14 protein-coding genes, 1 tRNA gene and 2 pseudogenes are annotated in these 17,470 nt (G+C 69.1%); 11 read left to right on the top strand and 6 right to left on the bottom strand.

The window, feature by feature from the left end; all coding sequences use genetic code 11:
- The first annotated feature begins 44 nt into the window (after positions 1-44).
- The 7 genes from BT364_RS29145 (at position 45) to BT364_RS29115 (ending at position 8,143) form a co-directional block, all read left to right on the top strand.
- The gene (locus BT364_RS29145) at positions 45-698 is read left to right on the top strand and encodes an SCO family protein (protein ID WP_072488224.1); all 654 of its coding nucleotides are present in this window, start codon (positions 45-47) and stop codon (positions 696-698) included.
- Positions 695-1,144, top strand: a complete 450-nt coding sequence (locus tag BT364_RS29140) for a copper chaperone PCu(A)C (RefSeq protein ID WP_072488223.1) — start codon at positions 695-697, stop codon at positions 1,142-1,144. The genes BT364_RS29145 and BT364_RS29140 overlap by 4 nt, the downstream gene beginning before the upstream one ends.
- Positions 1,145-1,158: 14 nt before the next feature.
- Positions 1,159-3,117: a copper resistance CopC/CopD family protein gene (locus BT364_RS29135; RefSeq protein WP_072488222.1), complete on the top strand. Its 1,959-nt coding sequence runs from the start codon at positions 1,159-1,161 to the stop codon at positions 3,115-3,117.
- Between the two features lie 8 nt (positions 3,118-3,125).
- On the top strand, positions 3,126-4,436 hold the full coding sequence (efeB, locus tag BT364_RS29130; RefSeq protein ID WP_072488278.1) for an iron uptake transporter deferrochelatase/peroxidase subunit: 1,311 nt from the start codon (positions 3,126-3,128) through the stop codon (positions 4,434-4,436).
- 27 nt (positions 4,437-4,463) lie between these two features.
- A complete protein-coding gene (gene pheA / locus BT364_RS29125) occupies positions 4,464-5,399 on the top strand; it encodes a prephenate dehydratase (RefSeq protein WP_072488221.1) in 936 nt (311 codons plus the stop codon).
- Between the two features lie 654 nt (positions 5,400-6,053).
- Positions 6,054-7,343, top strand: a complete 1,290-nt coding sequence (gene serS, locus BT364_RS29120) for a serine--tRNA ligase (protein ID WP_072488220.1) — start codon at positions 6,054-6,056, stop codon at positions 7,341-7,343.
- A complete protein-coding gene (locus tag BT364_RS29115) occupies positions 7,340-8,143 on the top strand; it encodes an HAD family hydrolase (RefSeq protein WP_072488219.1) in 804 nt (267 codons plus the stop codon). The genes serS and BT364_RS29115 overlap by 4 nt, the downstream gene beginning before the upstream one ends.
- Before the next feature lie 45 nt (positions 8,144-8,188).
- On the opposite strand, the gene BT364_RS29110 is transcribed toward BT364_RS29115, so the two are convergent.
- The 6 genes and pseudogenes from BT364_RS29110 to BT364_RS29085 form a co-directional block, all read right to left on the bottom strand.
- Positions 8,189-8,274, bottom strand: a tRNA-Ser gene (locus tag BT364_RS29110).
- Positions 8,275-8,356: 82 nt separating this feature from the next.
- A pseudogene (locus BT364_RS43395) lies at positions 8,357-8,992 on the bottom strand (hypothetical protein); the annotation flags it as partial.
- A gap of 323 nt (positions 8,993-9,315) precedes the next feature.
- Positions 9,316-10,035 carry an ABC transporter permease gene (locus tag BT364_RS29100; RefSeq protein WP_072488218.1) on the bottom strand — a complete coding sequence of 240 codons (720 nt, stop codon included), beginning with the start codon at positions 10,033-10,035 and terminating at the stop codon, positions 9,316-9,318.
- 30 nt (positions 10,036-10,065) lie between these two features.
- Complete coding sequence (locus BT364_RS29095) at positions 10,066-10,977, bottom strand: ABC transporter ATP-binding protein (protein ID WP_072488277.1); 912 nt, start codon at positions 10,975-10,977, stop codon at positions 10,066-10,068.
- Complete coding sequence (locus BT364_RS29090; protein ID WP_072488217.1) at positions 10,974-11,882, bottom strand: ABC transporter permease; 909 nt, start codon at positions 11,880-11,882, stop codon at positions 10,974-10,976. Before BT364_RS29090 ends, BT364_RS29095 begins: the two co-directional genes overlap by 4 nt.
- Positions 11,875-12,907: pseudogene (locus BT364_RS29085) on the bottom strand (ABC transporter ATP-binding protein); the annotation flags it as partial. The pseudogene BT364_RS29085 and the gene BT364_RS29090, both read right to left, overlap by 8 nt.
- A gap of 243 nt (positions 12,908-13,150) precedes the next feature.
- Here BT364_RS29085 and BT364_RS29080 point away from each other — a divergent pair.
- The 4 genes from BT364_RS29080 (at position 13,151) to BT364_RS29065 (ending at position 17,445) form a co-directional block, all read left to right on the top strand.
- Positions 13,151-14,002, top strand: a complete 852-nt coding sequence (locus BT364_RS29080) for a M24 family metallopeptidase (protein ID WP_072488216.1) — start codon at positions 13,151-13,153, stop codon at positions 14,000-14,002.
- Between the two features lie 5 nt (positions 14,003-14,007).
- On the top strand, positions 14,008-15,780 hold the full coding sequence (locus tag BT364_RS29075) for an SDR family oxidoreductase (RefSeq protein ID WP_177328277.1): 1,773 nt from the start codon (positions 14,008-14,010) through the stop codon (positions 15,778-15,780).
- Positions 15,777-16,754 carry a MerR family transcriptional regulator gene (locus BT364_RS29070; protein WP_072488214.1) on the top strand — a complete coding sequence of 326 codons (978 nt, stop codon included), beginning with the start codon at positions 15,777-15,779 and terminating at the stop codon, positions 16,752-16,754. Before BT364_RS29075 ends, BT364_RS29070 begins: the two co-directional genes overlap by 4 nt.
- Before the next feature lie 148 nt (positions 16,755-16,902).
- Positions 16,903-17,445: an RNA 2'-phosphotransferase gene (locus tag BT364_RS29065; protein ID WP_072488213.1), complete on the top strand. Its 543-nt coding sequence runs from the start codon at positions 16,903-16,905 to the stop codon at positions 17,443-17,445.
- The last annotated feature ends 25 nt before the right edge of the window (positions 17,446-17,470 follow it).

Here is a 17,470-nt window from a genome sequence, read left to right as displayed (position 1 = left end):
CCACAGCTCCACCCGTCCCACCGACCCTCAGGAACCAGTGCTCCATGCCTAAGAAAACGGTGCTGGCCGCGGCGTTCGTCGCCGCGGCCGCGCTCACCCTGTCCGCCTGCGGCAGCAGCGACGACAGTGCCAAGAAGCCCATCGCCGACGTATCGGTCGAGGCGAAGACCAAGGCCGCGACCGTCCTGGACCAGCCGTTCACCAAGCCGAACCTCGTCCTCACCGACACCCACGGCAAGAAGTACGACCTCCGGGAGCAGACCAAGGGCAAGCCGACCCTGATCTACTTCGGCTACACCAACTGCCCCGACGTCTGCCCGCTCGTCATGAGCAACATCGCCATCGCCAAGAAGTCGTTGCCCAAGGCCGACCAGGAGAAGCTCCAGGTCGTCTTCGTGACCACCGATCCCGAGCGGGACACCCCGTCCTCGCTCGGCAGCTGGCTCAAGGCCCAGGACGCCTCCTTCATAGGTCTCACCGGCGACTTCCCGACCATCCAGGCGGGCGCACGCCAGATCGGCATCGGCATCGACGCGCCGAAGAAGGAGAAGGACGGCACGGTCGTCTCGATGCACGGGTCCCAGGTCATCGCGTTCTCGCCGAAGACCGACAAGGGCTACCTCGTCTACAGCGAGGACACCTCGCCCGACGACTACACCAAGGACCTGCCCAAGATCGTCAAGGGGGAGAACCCGTGAACCGCCGCACCATGCTCGCCGCCGTCATCGCCCTCACCACGGGGCTGACGCTGGCGGGTTGCTCGTCCTCGGACAACAAGCCCGAGCTGAAGGTGACCGGCGCTTTCATGCCGCAGCCCGTCAGCGACATGGCGGCCGGATTCCTCGTCGTGAAGAACAGCGGCGGGGCGTCCGACCGGCTCACCTCCGTCACCAGCACGATCTCCGACGACGTCACGATCCACGAGACGAAGAACGAGAAGATGCGCATGGTGACGTCCCTCGAGGTGCCTGCGGGTGGCGAGCTGGAGCTGAAACGCGGCGGGAACCACCTCATGTTCATGAAGCTCAAGCAGCAGCCCAAGCAGGGCGAGAAGGTGTCCGTGGAACTGCACTTCGAGAAGGCCGACCCGATCAAGGTCGACCTTCCCGTGAAGGGGACCACCCACAACCCGAAGAAGCACTGAGGGACTGACTCGCCATGACAGCCACCGCCCCGCACTTCGGACCGTCGCCGTCCACTCCCGCGCCACGTCGGCCCCTGGCCGCGGCCGCACTCCTCGCCGCCCTCGTCGGCATGGTGTTCGGCCTGCTGCTGAGCAGCGCGGGCCCCGCGTCCGCGCATGCCGCGCTCACCGGGAGCGATCCGCAGGACGGGGCGGTGGTCGACACCGCTCCCCAGGAGGTCACGCTCACCTTCTCCGAACAGGTCGCCATGGGTGACGGTTCCATCAGGGTCCTGGACCCCGACGGCAAACGCGCCGACACCGGCGCCGCACCACGTAGTCTGCAGTGCGGCCCCGCCATGAAGTACGGGGTCTCGCTGCATTCCGGACTGCCCGACGGGACGTACACCGTCGCCTGGCAGGCCGTCTCCGCGGACAGCCACCCCATCTCGGGCGCGTTCACCTTCTCCGTCGGAGCACCCTCGAAGACCGCTGTGGCACTCCCGGCGGACCAGGCCGGCGGCGGCCTCGTCGGCACGCTGTACGACATCGCGCGCTACGCCGCGTACGCCGGTTTCATCCTGCTGGCCGGCGGCTCCGCCTTCGTACTGGCCTGCTGGCCGCGCGGGGCGGGAGCCCGTCCGCTCCAGCGCCTGGTCGCGCGCGGCTGGATGACCCTCACTGTCGCCACCCTGGCCATGCTGCTCCTGCGCAACCCATACACCGGATCCGGGAAGCTCGCGGACGCCTTCGACCTCGACGGGCTGAAGGCCGTGCTCGATACCAAGCCCGGCGCCGCACTGGTCTCCCGGCTGCTGCTGCTCGGCGCCTCCGCGCTCTTCATCGCCGTGCTCTTCGGGGCCTACGCCAAGCGCGAGGACGAGCGCGAGAAGAAGGACCTCACCTTCGGGCTGGCCATCGGCGGCACGGTGATCGCTGCCGGGATCGCCGGTACATGGGCGCTCGCCGAGCACGCCTCGACCGGAATCCAGCCCGGCATCGCCATGCCGGTCGACGTGCTCCACCTGCTGGCCGTCGCCGCCTGGCTCGGTGGTCTCACGGCCCTGCTGGTCGCGCTCTACCGGACCCCCGACATCGATGCGACGGCCGTACGGCGCTTCTCCGGCATCGCGTTCGGCAGCGTGATCGTGCTCGCCGTGACCGGGATCTACCAGTCCTGGCGCCAGGTCGGCACCTGGTCCGCGCTCACCGGCACCGGATACGGGCAGCTGCTGCTCGTGAAGGTGGGGCTGGTCGCCGTCCTGATCGTGATCGCCTGGTTCTCACGGCGCTGGACGGCTCGCCTGGTCACGGGCGGGGCCAGCGCGGCGACGGAGTCCGGGGCCGGAGACGAAGACGGGGACGGGGACGGGGACGGAAAGCGGTCTTCTGCGGAGGCGTCCGAGAAGGCCGAGGACCCCGCACGGGCGGCCCAACTCGCCCGGCAGCGGGCCGCCATGGCCACCGCCGAGAAGAAGCGGATCCGCGACGCCGACCCCGACCGGTCCGGGCTGCGCCGGTCGGTGCTGGCCGAAGTGGGCGTCGCCGTGGCTCTGCTGGCGGTGACGACCGTACTGACCTCGACCGAGCCGGCGCGTACCGAGGAGGAAGCGGCCCGCGCGTCCACAACGGTGGCCGCCCCCGCGAACGAAGGCCCGGTCAGCCTGAAGCTGCCCTTCGACACGGGCGGCGAGAACGGCAGGGGAACGGTGCGGATGGAGATCACCCCCGCCCGTACCGGCGCCAATGAGCTCCACATCTGGATCGACGGCACCGACGGAAAGGCCATGGACGTCCCCGAGGTGAAGATCGCCTTCACCCTGGAGTCCAAGGACATCGGCCCGCTGCCCGTGCTCCCCGCCCGGCTGGCCGAGGGCCACTGGACCGCCGACGCCGTCCAGATCCCGATGGCGGGCAACTGGAAGATCGCTGTGACCGTACGTACGTCGGACATCGATCAGACGACCATCGACAAGAACGTAAAGATCGGTTGAGCAGGATCGTGAGCGCAGACAACAGCAGGAAAGCATCCGGCAGCGGGGACGACGGTGTCCGCGGCGGTGCGGGCATCTCCCGGCGCCGACTGATCGGCAGCGCGGGCGCGGCCGGTGCGACCGGGCTGGTGCTGGGTGCGGCGGGCGGTGCCACCGGCTACGTCGCGACCCGGCCCGACGAGCCCGCCGCACTGACCACGGTCGGCTCCACCCGGGTGATGTTTCACGGGAAACATCAACCGGGGATCACCACTCCGCTTCAGGCGCGCGGCCATCTCGTCGCGTTCGACCTGGTGCCCGGTGCCGGGCGCAAGGAGGCCATCGCCCTGATGCGCCGGTGGTCGGCCGCGGCCGACCACCTGATGGCCGGCGAGCCCGCCGGGAGCGGCGCGGCGGACGGACCGGACCACGACACCGGGATCGCGCTGGACGCCGGACCGTCCTCGTTGACCGTCACCTTCGGTTTCGGCCGGACCTTCTTCGAACGCACAGGCCTGACCGGCCGCCGCCCGCCGGGGCTCGACCCGCTGCCGCCCTTCTCCTCCGACCACATCGACGCCGAGCGCTCCAACGGTGACCTCTGGGTCCAGATCGGCGCGGACGACGCGCTCGTCGCCTTCCACGCACTGCGTGCCGTGCAGAAGGAGGCCGCCCCGGCGGCCAGGGTCCGCTGGCAGATGAACGGCTTCAACCGCGCCCCCGGCGCCACGGCCCAGCCGATGACCGCCCGCAATCTGATGGGCCAGGTCGACGGCACCAACAACCCGAAACCGGCCGAGAGCGACTTCGAGCGCCGCGTCTTCGTCCCGGGCGGAACCGAGGCGAAGTACGACTGGCTCGCGGGCGGCTCGTACGCGGTCGTGCGCCGGATCAGAATGCTGCTCGACGACTGGGAGAAGCTCCCGGTGGCACGGCAGGAGCAGGTCATAGGGCGACGGAAGAAGGACGGCGCCCCGCTGAGCGGCGGCACCGAGACCACCGCGATGGACCTCGACCGGGCGGGCTCCGACGGCAAGCTCCTGATCCCGGACAACGCCCACGCCCGGATCTCCTCCCCCGGGACGAACAGCGGTGCGGCCATGCTGCGGCGCCCCTTCTCGTACCACGACGGCATCTCGGCGGACGGCACTCCGGACGCCGGTCTGCTGTTCATCTGCTGGCAGGCGGATCCGCTGCGCGGCTTCGTTCCGGTGCAGCGCAAGCTGGACCGGGGCGACGCCCTGTCGCCGTTCATCCGGCACGAGGCGAGCGGGCTGTTCGCGGTGCCGGGCGGTGCGGCGGACGGCGAGTACGTGGGGCAGCGGCTGCTGGAGTCCTGAGCCACCGGGGCGCATTAGGGTGACGGTATGTCCGCCACGCGCTACGCATATCTCGGCCCCGAAGGCACCTTCACCGAGGTCGCCCTCCGTACGCTCCCGGAGGCCGCCACCCGCGAACTCGTCCCGATGGTCTCCGTACCGGCGGCTCTGGACGCGGTACGCAGCGGGGCCGCCGCGGCGGCGCTCGTACCGATCGAGAACTCCGTCGAGGGCGGCATCACCGCGACGCTCGACGAGCTGACCACCGGCGAACCGCTGATGATCTACCGCGAAGTGCTGCTCTCCATCACCTTCGCGCTGCTGGTGCGGCCGGGTACGAAGCTGTCCGACATCAAGTCGGTCACCGCGCACCCGGCCGCGCAGCCGCAGGTGCGCAACTGGATGGCCGCCCATCTCCCGGACGCCGTGTGGGAGTCGGCGGCCTCCAACGCGGACGGGGCCCGGCTGGTGCAGGAGGGCCGGTACGACGCCGCCTTCGCCGGTGAGTTCGCGGCGGCGACCTACGGTCTCGAACCGCTGGTGACCGAGATCCATGACGCGGTGAACGCGCAGACCCGCTTCGTCCTGGTGGGCCGCCCGGCCCGGCCCGCGGCGCCGACGGGCGCGGACAAGACCTCGGTGGTCATCTGGCTGGGCGAGGACCACCCCGGTGCGCTGCTCGAACTGCTCCAGGAGTTCGCGGTGCGCGGGGTGAACCTGATGCTGATCCAGTCGCGGCCGACGGGTGCCGGCATCGGGAACTACTGCTTCGCGGTGGACGCCGAGGGGCACATCGCGGACCGCCGGGTCGGCGAGGCGTTGATGGGGCTGAAGCGGATCTGCCCGAAGGTGCGGTTCCTGGGTTCGTACCCGCGGGCAGGGGTGGCGTTGCAGGACGTACGGCCGCTGCGCGCGGGGACGTCGGACGCGGAGTTCACGGAGGCCTCCGACTGGCTGACCAGGAACCTGGACGGCCGGGGCTGACGGACGGAGTCGGGGAGACCGGGCCCGCCGGAGGCTGACGAAGTCGGTCGGGAGCCGGGCCCGCCGGGGGTTTTCGGGTCTCAGCACACCCTCGCCGCTGGTCCGATCTACCGATTTCCGGTATCCACAGAGTTATCCACAGGGGCGGTTCTCGACCTGGGGACAAGTCGACACCCCAAGGCGACATGGTCGACATATTGCTCCAGTCGACCCAGATGCATCCACAGGCCGACAGGCCACCCGAGCCGCCCCGTCTCGCCCCAATTCCATTGATCAACTCTTTAGGGCGGTAAATTCCCACCCGAACGAGTGTCTGAAGCGGGTTTGAACGGGAAATCCGCGAGCCATCAGACAGCTTTCGAAATGCCCCCTTCCGGCATCCACAGATCTTCCTCACAGCCTGTGGATAACTTTCGGAAGCCCGGGAGCCTGTGGACAAGTAACGGTCAACTGCCGTTCCGAGTAAGGGGGATACGTCAAGACGAGTGAAGCCCTCTGCCCCATTCAGGCGAGTACGCTCTTTTTATTGACGATCGGGACCCACTCCAGCCGCACAATCTCCCCCAGCATTGCCAATTCAGGCAATTAGGGCAAAGTGACACGCTCGGCAATATCGGTTCGAGCGGAGGAAGTGCACACCGGTAGCCTGGAGGGGTGATTGACCTTCGCCTGCTCCGTGAGGACCCCGACCGTGTTCGCGCCTCCCAGCGCGCCCGTGGAGAGGACGTCGAGCTCGTCGACGCCCTTCTCTCCGCCGACGAGCGGCGCAGGTCGTCCGGTGTCCGCTTCGACGAACTCCGCTCCGAGCAGAAAGCGCTCGGCAAACTCATCCCCAAGGCCTCGCCCGACGAGCGCGCCGAGCTGCTCAAGCGGGCCGAGCAGCTGAAGGCCGACGTCAAGGCCGCCGACGCCGCACAGGACGAGGCCGACGCCGAGGCCAAGAGCCTGATGCTCCAGATCGGCAACATCGTCCACGAGGACGCGCCGGTCGGCGGTGAGGAGGACTTCGTCGTCCTGGAGACGCACGGCACGATCCGTGACTTCGGGGCCGAGGGCTTCGAGCCCAAGGACCACCTGGAGCTCGGCGAGAAGCTCGGCGCCATCGACATGGAGCGCGGCGCCAAGGTCTCCGGCTCGCGCTTCTACTACCTGACGGGCGTCGGCGCGCTGCTGGAGCTGGCCCTGGTCAACGCGGCGATCGCGCAGGCCACCGAGGCCGGCTTCATCCCGATGCTGACGCCGGCGCTGGTCCGCCCGCGCGCCATGGAGGGCACCGGGTTCCTCGGCCAGGCCGCGGAGAACGTGTACCACCTGGAGAAGGACGACTACTACCTGGTCGGCACCTCCGAGGTCCCGCTCGCCGCGTACCACATGGACGAGATCATCGACGCCGAGAAACTGCCGCTGCGCTACGCGGGCTTCTCCCCCTGCTACCGCCGCGAGGCCGGTACGTACGGCAAGGACACCCGGGGCATCTTCCGGGTGCACCAGTTCGACAAGGTCGAGATGTTCTCGTACGTCGACCCGGCGGACGCCGAGGCGGAGCACCGCAGGCTCCTCGACTGGGAGAAGCAGTGGCTCACCGCTCTTGAGCTGCCCTTCCAGGTGATCGATGTCGCCACCGGCGACCTGGGCGCCTCGGCCTCCCGGAAGTTCGACTGCGAGGCGTGGATCCCGACGCAGGGCAAGTACCGCGAGCTGACGTCCGCGTCGAACTGCAACGGTTTCCAGGCTCGCCGCCTGTCCGTCCGGATGCGCGACACCCGCGACGGCAAGAAGGTCCTCCAGCCGCTGTCCACGCTGAACGGCACACTCTGCGCCGTGCCGCGCACGATCGTGGCGATTCTGGAGAACCACCAGCTGGCCGACGGTTCGGTACGGGTGCCCGAGGTGCTCCGGCCGTATCTGGGCGGGCGCGAGGTTCTGGAGCCGGTCGCCAAGTGACCTTCCCGTACAGGCTCGTCGCGACCGATCTCGACGGCACGCTGCTGCGTGACGACGACACGGTCTCCGAGCGCACCCGTGAGGCACTGGCCGCGGTCACCGCGGCCGGTGCCGCGCACATCATCGTCACCGGCCGGTCGGTCCCCTGGACCCGCCACATCCTGGACGACCTCGGCTACGAGGGGCTCGCCGTCTGCGGCCAGGGCGCGCAGGTCTACCACGCGGGCGAGCGCAAACTGCTGACCTCACTGACGCTGGACCGGCAGCTGGCCGGTCTCGCGCTGTCCAAGGTCGAGGCCGAGGTCGGTCCGCTGGCCCTGGCGGCGAGCCGCGACGGGCTCGACGGCGAGGTGATGGTCGGCCCCGGCTATCGGGTACAGGAAGGTCCGCTTCCGGCCGTCTTCGTGAAGGACCCGGCCGAGCTGTGGTCCGCGCCCCTGAACAAGGTCTACCTCCAGCACCCCGATCTGGACGACGACGCACTGGCGAAGGCCGCGCGCGCGGCTGTCGGCAATCTCGTGGACGTGGTCGTGGCCGGTCCGGGAGTGGTGGAGATCCTGCCGCTGGGGCTGAGCAAGGCGACCGGGCTCTCGCTGGCCGCGCGCCGGCTGGGCATGAAGGCCGCGGACACCCTGGCCTTCGGCGACATGCCGAACGACATCCCGATGTTCGCCTGGGCGCGGCGGGGCGTGGCGATGGCCAACGCACACGAGGACCTGAAGGCCGTGGCCCAGGAGGTCACCGCGTCCAACGAGGACGATGGCATCGCCGTGGTGCTGGAGCAGTTGCTCCAGTCGTAGAAGTGCGGACACGGGGTCGCGTGCCGGCGCGCGGCCCTGCCGCGGCGGAGGATGCGCGGATCGAACGCGCGGGGTTCACGGCCCCGACGACGGCTTAGCAAGCCGCTGCCTTACCACTCGGCCAATCCTCCGGGTGGGCGGCCGCGCGATGCGCAGAAAAGCCGCCCCGGGCGTTCTGCTCCGAGCGCGGCACGGTGGAGTCGTCGGCTTGGTGTTGCGGCGGCTCAGATCCTTCAGTGTGCCGGCGAGTTCATCCATCCTGCCGTCGATGCGGACGATGTCCTCGGACATGTGACCCAGCCGCACGCTCATGGCGCCGACGACCTGATGCGTGACGTCCAGCCTCCGGTCGAGGCTGTCGAGCCGGTGCGACATCCGGTTGAGGACTGGGCCGAGCTCCTGGAGCGCGGTACCGACTCCGGCCAGGCAGCTCTCCACCCGGGTGACTCGGTGTTCGAGCGAGGCGTAGCCCGCGAGCAGGTCCTGCTCGGCGTCGAGCAGATGCGTACGGACGCATCGGGCGATGTCGCTGTCGCGAAGAAGCATCGCGACGTTGAGGACGGTCCCGCGGGTGTGGACCCTGAGCTGGTCGCCGCCTGTGGATAACTCTCCGGCACCTCCCCCGCCCCATAGCGACATCATGTCGCTATGGAAGGAGCGCAGGTCAGCGCCGCGCAGCACGCGCATCCCGTTCTCCATCAGCTCGTCCTGATGGCGGTCGGTGAGCCTTCTGACGGCGGCTGTGGATACTTCGAAGTACCGGGCCACATCCTCTGTGCGAAGGTGGACGCGCTCCATCTGCTCCACGCGCAGCGCGCGCGATTCGAGCAGGGCGACTTCTGTGGGCATGGGCATGCCTTCCGATCGTGAAACGACGACGGGCAGCCCTGTCCCGGGCTCGAGGGTCGGAGGACGCTCACGGTTGCACTCACTCAATGACCGACCCGGCGGGTACTCCCTCGTCGGCATCGGCAATCCCTGTTTCACGAGAACTACGACGCCACGGATCCCAGTTGCCTCCACGCACCCTGCTCAACGGACCGATAACCGTACAGTTACGCGTGCGACTGTCCGAAAATGCGTCAACCCCCGCCCAGAAGGCGAGGGTTGACGGGTGCCGGAGTGGTCAGGAACCTACCGTTCGGGGGATGGGCCGGGAGGCGGACCGCCGGTCACTCGTCGCCGGCCAGCTTCAGCGTGCGCAGCTTCTGTCCCGCGTACCAGGTCGCCACCACCGTGACCGCCACCAGCAGGACCGTCGCGGTCGGCAGTCCGACGTCGGAGGTGATCGCGCCCGCCCCGCCGACCTTCTCGGCGACCGCGAGGGACCACTGCTGGACGCTGAGCGTGCGCGCCCCGGGCACCAGGGTGCCGAACAGGGCCTCCCACACCAGCGCGTAGACGAGGCCGAAGACGACCGCGTGCCGGCTGACGGTGCCCAGCAGCAGGAACAGCGCGCTGTACGCGATCGAGGCGACCAGCGCCGCGATGGTGTAGGCCACCGCGATCTGCTGGCCGTTGCCATTGAGGATCAGGCCCGCGATCAGCGTGGGCAGCGCGGAGAAGACCATCGTCACGGCAATGGCGACGATCAGCTTGGTGAAGATGATCGTCGGCCGCTTCACCGGCTTGGCCAGCAGATAGACGATCGAGCCGTCGTCGATCTCGGGACCGATGGCCCCGGTTCCGGCGATCACTCCGATCAGCGGCACCATCGTGGCGATGGCGAAGCCGCCCAGCACGTCCGAGGCCACCTGGTCGTCGGACCCGGTGAGCACCCGTACCGCGAAGGCGATGGCCACCAGCAGCGCGGGCAGGGCGAACAGGATGGCGGCCCGGCGTCGGCCGAGCAGGGCCCGGTAGGTGAGCCGGGCGACTGTGGGGTCGTACATGACGCTTCACAGCTCCTTTCAGGCCACTACTCAGGCCGCTACGAGATAGGAAAAGACCGATTCGAGGGACTCGTCGGACGGCGAAACGGTCAGAAGACGAATTCCGTGTTCCCGCGCGACCTTCGGCAGCAGCTCGGTGAAGCGCCCGAAGTCGACCGCCTGGATCCGCAGGGCCTGTTCGCCCGGGTCCACCTCGATGCCGGCCGTCGACGGGTCGGCAATCAGCGCGGCGGCGAGGGCGCGGTCGTCGCTGGAACGTACGAGATAGCGGTGCGGGCGGTCCGTCATCAGCCGGCGGATCTTGCGGAAGTCGCCGGACGCCGCGTGCCGTCCCGCCACGATCACCTCGATGTGGGAGGCGAGTTGCTCGACCTCTTCGAGGATGTGGGAGGAGAAGAGCACCGTACGGCCCTGTTCCCCCATCTGTCGCAGCAGCTCCATCAGCTGCATCCGCTGGCGCGGGTCCATGCCGTTGAACGGCTCGTCGAGCAGCAGCACCGACGGTTCGTGGACCAGGGCGGACGCCATCTTCACGCGCTGGCGCATGCCCTTGCTGTACGTCGAGATCTTGCGGTCCTGCGCATACTCCATCTCGACCGTGGCCAGCGCCCTCTGCGCCTCCGCTTCGCCGAGCCCCTGGAGCTCGGCGTTGGCGACCACGAACTCGTAGCCGGTCAGGAAGTCGTACATGGCCTCCCGCTCCGGCACGATCCCGATCTCCCTGTACACGGCTTCGTTGCGCCAGATCGCCTGGCCGTCCAGCGTGACCGTGCCCGTCGACGGGGCGAGGAAGCCGGCCATCATGTTGATCAGCGTGGACTTTCCCGCACCGTTGGGGCCGAGCAGACCGGTGACTCCCGGGCCCACCGTCATGCTCACGTCGTTGACGGCGACCACATTGCCGAACCAGCGCGAGGTGTGGTCGATCTCGATGGTGGTCACAGCCCGACCCTCCGGTAGCGGCGCATCAGTACGGCGTACGAGCCGGCGACGAGCGCGAGAACAACGATCAGATAGACCAGACCGGCCCCGGCTCCCGGGCCTTCCCCTCCGGGGAAGGCCGAGCCGGCCCCGAGGAACGCGGTCTGCACGCCGTCGATCAGCGTGATGGGGGAGAAGAGCCCCAGCCACTCGATGGCCCCGGAGGAGCCCGTCTGCCAGGCGATGGCCTGGACCGTGGAGACCGCGCCGTAGGTGATGGTCAGTACGGCGATCACCGCGGCGACGCCGAAGCCACGGCGCGGTGTCAGCGCGGCCATCACCAGGCCGAGTGCGGCGAAGAGCACCGAGAGCAGTGCCACCGATACCAGCCCCTGTCCGAATCCCTTGGTCTGGTCGGCGAAGTCGAACTTCCCGAGCAGCGCGCCCACATAGAGGATGAGGAGCGGCGTGCCGGTGAGAATGAAGAGCGCGGACGCCATGGCCGCCAGCTTGGCCAGGACGTAGTCGACCCGTTCGATCGGCCGCGAGAAGTACAGCGGCACACTCTTGAACCGCAGGTCCCTGGAGACCGACTGTGGTGCCTGTGCGGCGAGGAAGAGACCGATCAGGGCCTGGAGATAGATCGCGAACGAGGTGTACTTGATCGGCAGGGCCGTCGTTCCGGGGGCGGCGATGGCGACGGCGACGATGATCGCCGCGATCATGCACATCACGCCGAAGAGCAGCATCGGCAGCACCTTGGACTTGGCGGAACGGCCGAGTCCGAACGCACCGCGCAGGGACTGCGAGTAGAGCGAGCGCCGCGCATAGCCGCGCCCCAGCCGCGGGCCGTCGTAGGAGCGGTACCCGATGTTGTGGATGCGGGAGGTCTCGCTCCCGGTCACGGTCCCGGTCTCGGTGCTCATCACGACCGCTCCCCTTCTGCTGTACGGCGCCCTGCGGACGCGGGCGCGTTCTGCGCCACGGCTGCGGACGCGGGCGCCCCGTCGGTACGGAAGACCTCGGCGATGTGGTGGCGCCGCTGCTCCATCCGTACGAGGCCGAGCCCGAGCCCGGCGACACTGTCGCGCACGATGTCGTACGTCTCGTCGCCGGTCGCCTCGACCAGCAGGATGTGGCCCGCGCCGGGCAGCCCCTGTGCGTCGAGACCGTCCTGGCCGATGAACTTCACGCCGACCCGGGTGAGGACCTGGCGCAGCGCGTCGGTGCCGTCCGGGTGGGTGTCGCTGTCGGTGACCTCGACCGCGAGGGTCGCGGTGGTCTGGGTGAAGTCGCTGGTGGAGCTGGAGCGCAGGAGTGTGCCGCCGTCGATGACGACGACATGGTCGCAGGTGCGTTCCAGCTCGCCCAGGAGGTGCGAGGTGACCAGGACCGAGATGCCGAAGTCGGTGTGGACGCGGCGGATCAGTCCGAGCATCTCGTCGCGGCCGACCGGGTCGAGGCCGTTGGTCGGCTCGTCGAGCAGGACCAGCTGCGGGTCGTGAACCAGCGCCTGCGCCAGCTTCACGCGCTGCTTCATGCCGGTCGAGTAGCCGCCGATGGGGCGGTAGCGCTCCTCGTAGAGGCCCACGTGCCGGAGCGTGTCGGCGGTGCGTTCGCGCGCCGCCGTCGGCGGCAGTCCGGACATCCGCGCCATGTGGACGACGAACTCGGTGGCCGAGACGTCCGGTGGCAGGCAGTCGTGCTCGGGCATGTAGCCGACCCGTTCCCGGATGGCGGCACCACTGGTGGCGACGTCGAGCCCGAGCACGGCGGCCCGGCCTTCGGTGGCGGGGGACAGACCCAGCAGGATCTTGATCAATGTGGACTTTCCGGCTCCGTTGGAACCCACCAGGCCGGTCACACCGGGGCCGATGTCCAGGGAGAGCCGGTCAAGTGCGGTCACCCGGGGGAACCGCTTGCTCAGGCTTTCGGTCGCGATCACAGTCACAGTCCGAAGGTAGTGGCGCGGGCTACATCAGTCGTCAGCCCTGGCGGCTGGATCGGCCTCCGACTCCAGATGTACGGACCCGTAGGGGGCCACCACGGGGTATGACATCCGCGGCCGGAGAGGGGGCCGGCCGAGTTGTCCACAGGTCTCCGCACACCCCTTGACGCAGCCGCCGGACATTGTCACATTCATCAGTGTCACGTTACGGGCACGTACCGCACACGGCAGGGAACGGACGGTGGCATGGCTTCGGCAGTGAAGGACGCAAGGGCCCCGGATCTACGGGGGTTCAGAGAAGTGCAGAGCCTCGCGTACGCCTGCGCGGAGGCGGTCGCGGGACGGCTCCGACCGGGGGTGACCGAGCGGGAGGCGGCCCGTATGCAGCGCGACTGGCTGCGTGAGCGCGGGGTGCGGGACTGGTTCCATCTTCCCTTCGCCTGGTTCGGGGACCGCACGGCGTTCGCCGGCTTCAGGATTCCTCTGCAGTTCTTCCCGACCAACCGGAAGCTGGAGCCGGGAATGCCCTTCATCCTCGACATGGCTCCGGTGTACAGGGGCTTCACGGCCGACATCGGCTACTCCGGCTGTCTGGGGCTCAACCCCCTGCACGACAAGCTGCTGGCCGATCTGGAGGCCCACCGCGAGCTGATACTGCACGAGGTGCGCGAGCGGCGTTCACTGCGCGAGATATACGAGGACGTCGACCGCCTGATGATCAGGCAGGGCTACGCCAACAGGCATCGCGCCTATCCCTTCGGCGTCATAGCCCACAAGGTCGACCGCGTTGCCGAACGCCGTTGGTCCCCGCATGTGTTCGGCTTCGGCACCCAGTCCCTCAAGGGGCTGATGAGCGACGCGCTGCACGGGCACCGGGACGGCTGGTCGCCGCTGTGGAGTCCGTACCAGTTCTCCGACCATCCGCCGCAGCCCGGCCTGTGGGCGGTCGAGCCGCATCTCGGATTCCGGGGCACGGGTGCCAAGTTCGAGGAGGTCCTGGTGGTCACCGACTCCAAGAACCCCGAAGAGAGCGCCTTCTGGCTGGACGACGATCTGCCGCATGTGCGGCGCTGGGCCGAGGAAAGGGTGGCGGCATGAGTCTGCTGGATCTGCCGGGGGCGCGCGAGCGCCGGGTGCGTACGGGCGGAATCGAGCTGTGCGTCGCCGAGTTGGGCGAGGAGGGGCGGCCGACGGTCGTCCTGGTGCACGGCTATCCGGACAGCAAGGAAGTCTGGACGGAGGTGGCGAGCCGGCTGGCCGACCAGTGGCATGTCGTGCTGTACGACGTGCGCGGTCACGGCCGGTCCACGGCCCCGAAGCCGCTGCGCGGCGGCTTCACCCTGGAGAAGCTCACGGATGACTTCCTGGCCGTCGCCAACGCGGTGAGCCCGGACCGGCCGGTGCATCTAGTCGGGCACGACTGGGGTTCGGTGCAGTCCTGGGAGTTCGTCACGGTCAAGCGGACCGAGGGCCGGATCGCCTCGTTCACCTCGATGTCCGGCCCCTCGCTGGACCACTTCGGGCACTGGATCAAGCAACGGATGACCCGGCCCACCCCGCGCCGGGTCGGCCAGCTGCTCGGCCAGGGCGCCAAGTCCTGGTACATCTACATGCTGCATACGCCGGTCCTGCCCGAGCTCGCCTGGCGCGGCCCGCTCGGCAAGCGGTGGCCGCGGATGCTCCAGCGGCTGGAGAAGGTACCGGCGGGCGACTACCCGACGTCCTCGCTGCCCGACGACGCGGCGCACGGCGCCTGGCTGTACCGCGACAACGTCCGCGCCCGGCTGAGCCGACCGCGCACCGACGCCTACGCGCATGTGCCGGTCCAGCTGATCACGCCGACCGGTGACGTCTTCCTCTCGGAGAAGCTGTACGACCAGCTGGAGCTGTGGGCACCGCAGCTGGTACGCAGATCGCTGGACGGCAAGCACTGGGTGCCGCGCACCAGGCCGGACCAACTCGCTTCCTGGATAAGCGAGTTCATCGCCGCGAACGAGGCGGCGAAGGAGAACGGCGGCCCGGTGCAGAACACCGCCCCGACCGGGGCGTACGCGGACAGGTTCGGCGGCCGGCTGGTCCTGGTGACGGGCGCGGCAGGAGGCATCGGCCGGGCCACCGCCTTCGCGTTCGCCGAGGCGGGTGCCCGGGTGGTGGCCGTGGACCGGGACGCGGAGGGAGCGGCCAGGACGGCCGAGATGGCCCGGCTGATCGGCGCCCCGGCCGCCTGGGGCGAAGCGGTCGACGTCAGTGACGAACAGGCGATGGAGAAGCTCGCCGAGAAGGTCGCCGCCGAGTACGGAATCGTCGACGTCCTGGTCAACAACGCCGGGATCGGCCTGTCCGGCTCCTTCCTCGACACCACGAGCGAGGACTGGAAGAACGTCCTCGACGTCAATCTGTGGGGGGTCATCCACGGCTGCCGGATCTTCGGCAGGCAGATGGCCGAGCGCGGCCAGGGCGGCCATATCGTCAACACGGCTTCCGCCGCGGCCTATCAACCGTCCAGGGCACTGCCCGCGTACAGCACCTCCAAGGCGGCCGTGCTGATGCTCAGCGAATGTCTGCGGGCCGAGCTCGCCGAGCGGTCGATCGGGGTCAGCGCCATCTGCCCCGGCATCGTCAACACGAACATCACCGCGACGACGCGCTTCGCCGGTGCCGACGCCGCGGAGGAGGAGCGCCTGCGGAAGCGGACCAGCCGGCTGTACGGGCTGCGCAACTACCCGCCGGAGCGGGTCGCCGACGCGATCCTCAAGGCGGTGGTGCGCAACCAGGCCGTGGTGCCGGTGACCCCGGAGGCCCGCGGCGCCCGGTTGCTGTCCCGGTTCAGCCCCGGCGCGCTGCGCGGGATCGCCCGGCTGAAGCCGCCGCTGTGAGCGGCCCCGGGCGGTCGTCGGCGGCGGATCGGCAGGCCGCCGCCGAGTACCGGATCGAGGACCTGGCGCACGCGAGCGGGGCCACGGTCCGCACGATCCGCGCCTACCAGGACCGCGGTCTGCTGCCGACACCGGAGCGGCGCGGCCGGGCCAATGTGTACCGGGACACCCATCTCGCCCGGCTCCGGCAGATCGCCGATCTGCTGGACCGCGGTTATACCCTGGCCAGCATCAAGGAGCTCCTGGACGCCTGGGACACCGGCCGCGGGCTGGGCGGGGTGCTCGGGCTGGTCGCCGAGGTGCACGGCCCCTGGACGGACGAACAGGCCGACCGGATCACCCGGGACGAGCTGAACCTGAAGTTCGGCGGTACCTCGGACGACGAGGCGGTCGCCGAGGCAGTGGAGCTCGGCGTGCTCGAACCGATCCCGGGCAGGGACGGGGAGTTCCTGGTGCCGAGCCCCCAGGAGCTGGCCGTGGCGGTCGAGTTGCATGCGGCTGGTGTGCCGCTCGGTGCGATCTCCGGACATCTGAGGGAACTTCGCGGCCAGGTCGAGCAGATCGCCTCGCGCTTCCTGGCGTTCACCACCGAGCATGTCTTCGCGCGCTATCTGGGCCATCGGCCGCCGACCGACTCGGACGCGGCCGAGGCGGCCGCGATGGTGCGCAGGCTGCGTCCGCTCGCCCAGCAGACCGTGGATGCGGAACTGGCCCGTGCGATGCGGACATTCGCCACTCTCCATCTGCATCACCACCTCGGCGCGGACACCCCGTCCGGCGCGGATTCCCCGTCACTCGCGCTCCAGAGAGTGGATCTTCCGCCAGAGACAATCCGGGCCGTTCAACAGCTGGTTGGAGCAGAGAATGTCTCGGCCTTCGTCGCTGCGGCGGCGGAACGCGAGGTGCAATCAAGAGCATTGGACTCTCTTGTGTCACATAACGCCAAACTGGGGCGAGTTGACCAAAGTGCTTGATTTCACACGGACTTGTCCACAGAATCGCCAATTAACCTGTGGATAAGTCAAACTGACTGTGGATCAAACCTGTGGACGAAAATTACTTCGGCACATCGTGAGCGAAACCCGAATGCACCGGCGATGCCCTCGCGGGCACCCTGGCGGTATGGATGAAAGACGCACCGTAAAGGTGTCCAAGTACCTCTCGAAACACCTGCGCCATCAGCCGGAGCGGATCGGCATCACGCTCGATGCCAACGGCTGGGTGCCGATCGACACGCTGCTGCGCGCCACGGCCCGCAACAACTTCCCCCTCACCCGGGCCGAGCTCGACCATGTCGTCGCCGTCAACGACAAGCAGCGCTTCGCCGTCGAGAACGACCGGATCCGCGCAAGCCAGGGCCATACGGTCCCGGTGGACCTCGCCCTGCCGCCGGCCGAGCCGCCCGCGTACCTCTACCACGGCACGGTGGGCCACGCGCTGGGCTCGATCCGGAGCGAGGGCCTGCGGCCCATGGACCGCACGCACGTCCACCTCTCGCCCGACCGCGAAACGGCGACCAGGGTCGGCGCCCGGCGCGGCCGCCCCGTCGTCCTGTCCGTGGACGCGGGGGCGATGCACCGCGCGGGCCACACCTTCTACGTCAGCGCCAACGGCGTCTGGCTGACCGCCGCCGTGCCGCCCGAGTTCCTACGGTTCCGCGACTGACCGACGGCACCCTGTCCGGCGCCCC

This window comes from Streptomyces atratus (assembly GCF_900119365.1).
GTDB lineage: Bacteria > Actinomycetota > Actinomycetes > Streptomycetales > Streptomycetaceae > Streptomyces > Streptomyces atratus_B.
Note: the sequence above shows the minus strand (reverse complement) of the source record. Positions and strands in the feature narration are given on the sequence as shown.

Coding starts and splice junctions, on each gene's coding strand:
- BT364_RS29145 (WP_072488224.1), top strand. CDS start 45: ATGCCTAAGAAAACGGTGCTGGCCGCGGCGTTCGTCGCCGCGGCCGCG.
- pheA (WP_072488221.1), top strand. CDS start 4,464: ATGTCCGCCACGCGCTACGCATATCTCGGCCCCGAAGGCACCTTCACC.
- BT364_RS29100 (WP_072488218.1), bottom strand. CDS start 10,035: ATGTACGACCCCACAGTCGCCCGGCTCACCTACCGGGCCCTGCTCGGC.
- BT364_RS29135 (WP_072488222.1), top strand. CDS start 1,159: ATGACAGCCACCGCCCCGCACTTCGGACCGTCGCCGTCCACTCCCGCG.
- BT364_RS29090 (WP_072488217.1), bottom strand. CDS start 11,882: ATGAGCACCGAGACCGGGACCGTGACCGGGAGCGAGACCTCCCGCATC.
- BT364_RS29065 (WP_072488213.1), top strand. CDS start 16,903: ATGGATGAAAGACGCACCGTAAAGGTGTCCAAGTACCTCTCGAAACAC.
- BT364_RS29080 (WP_072488216.1), top strand. CDS start 13,151: ATGGCTTCGGCAGTGAAGGACGCAAGGGCCCCGGATCTACGGGGGTTC.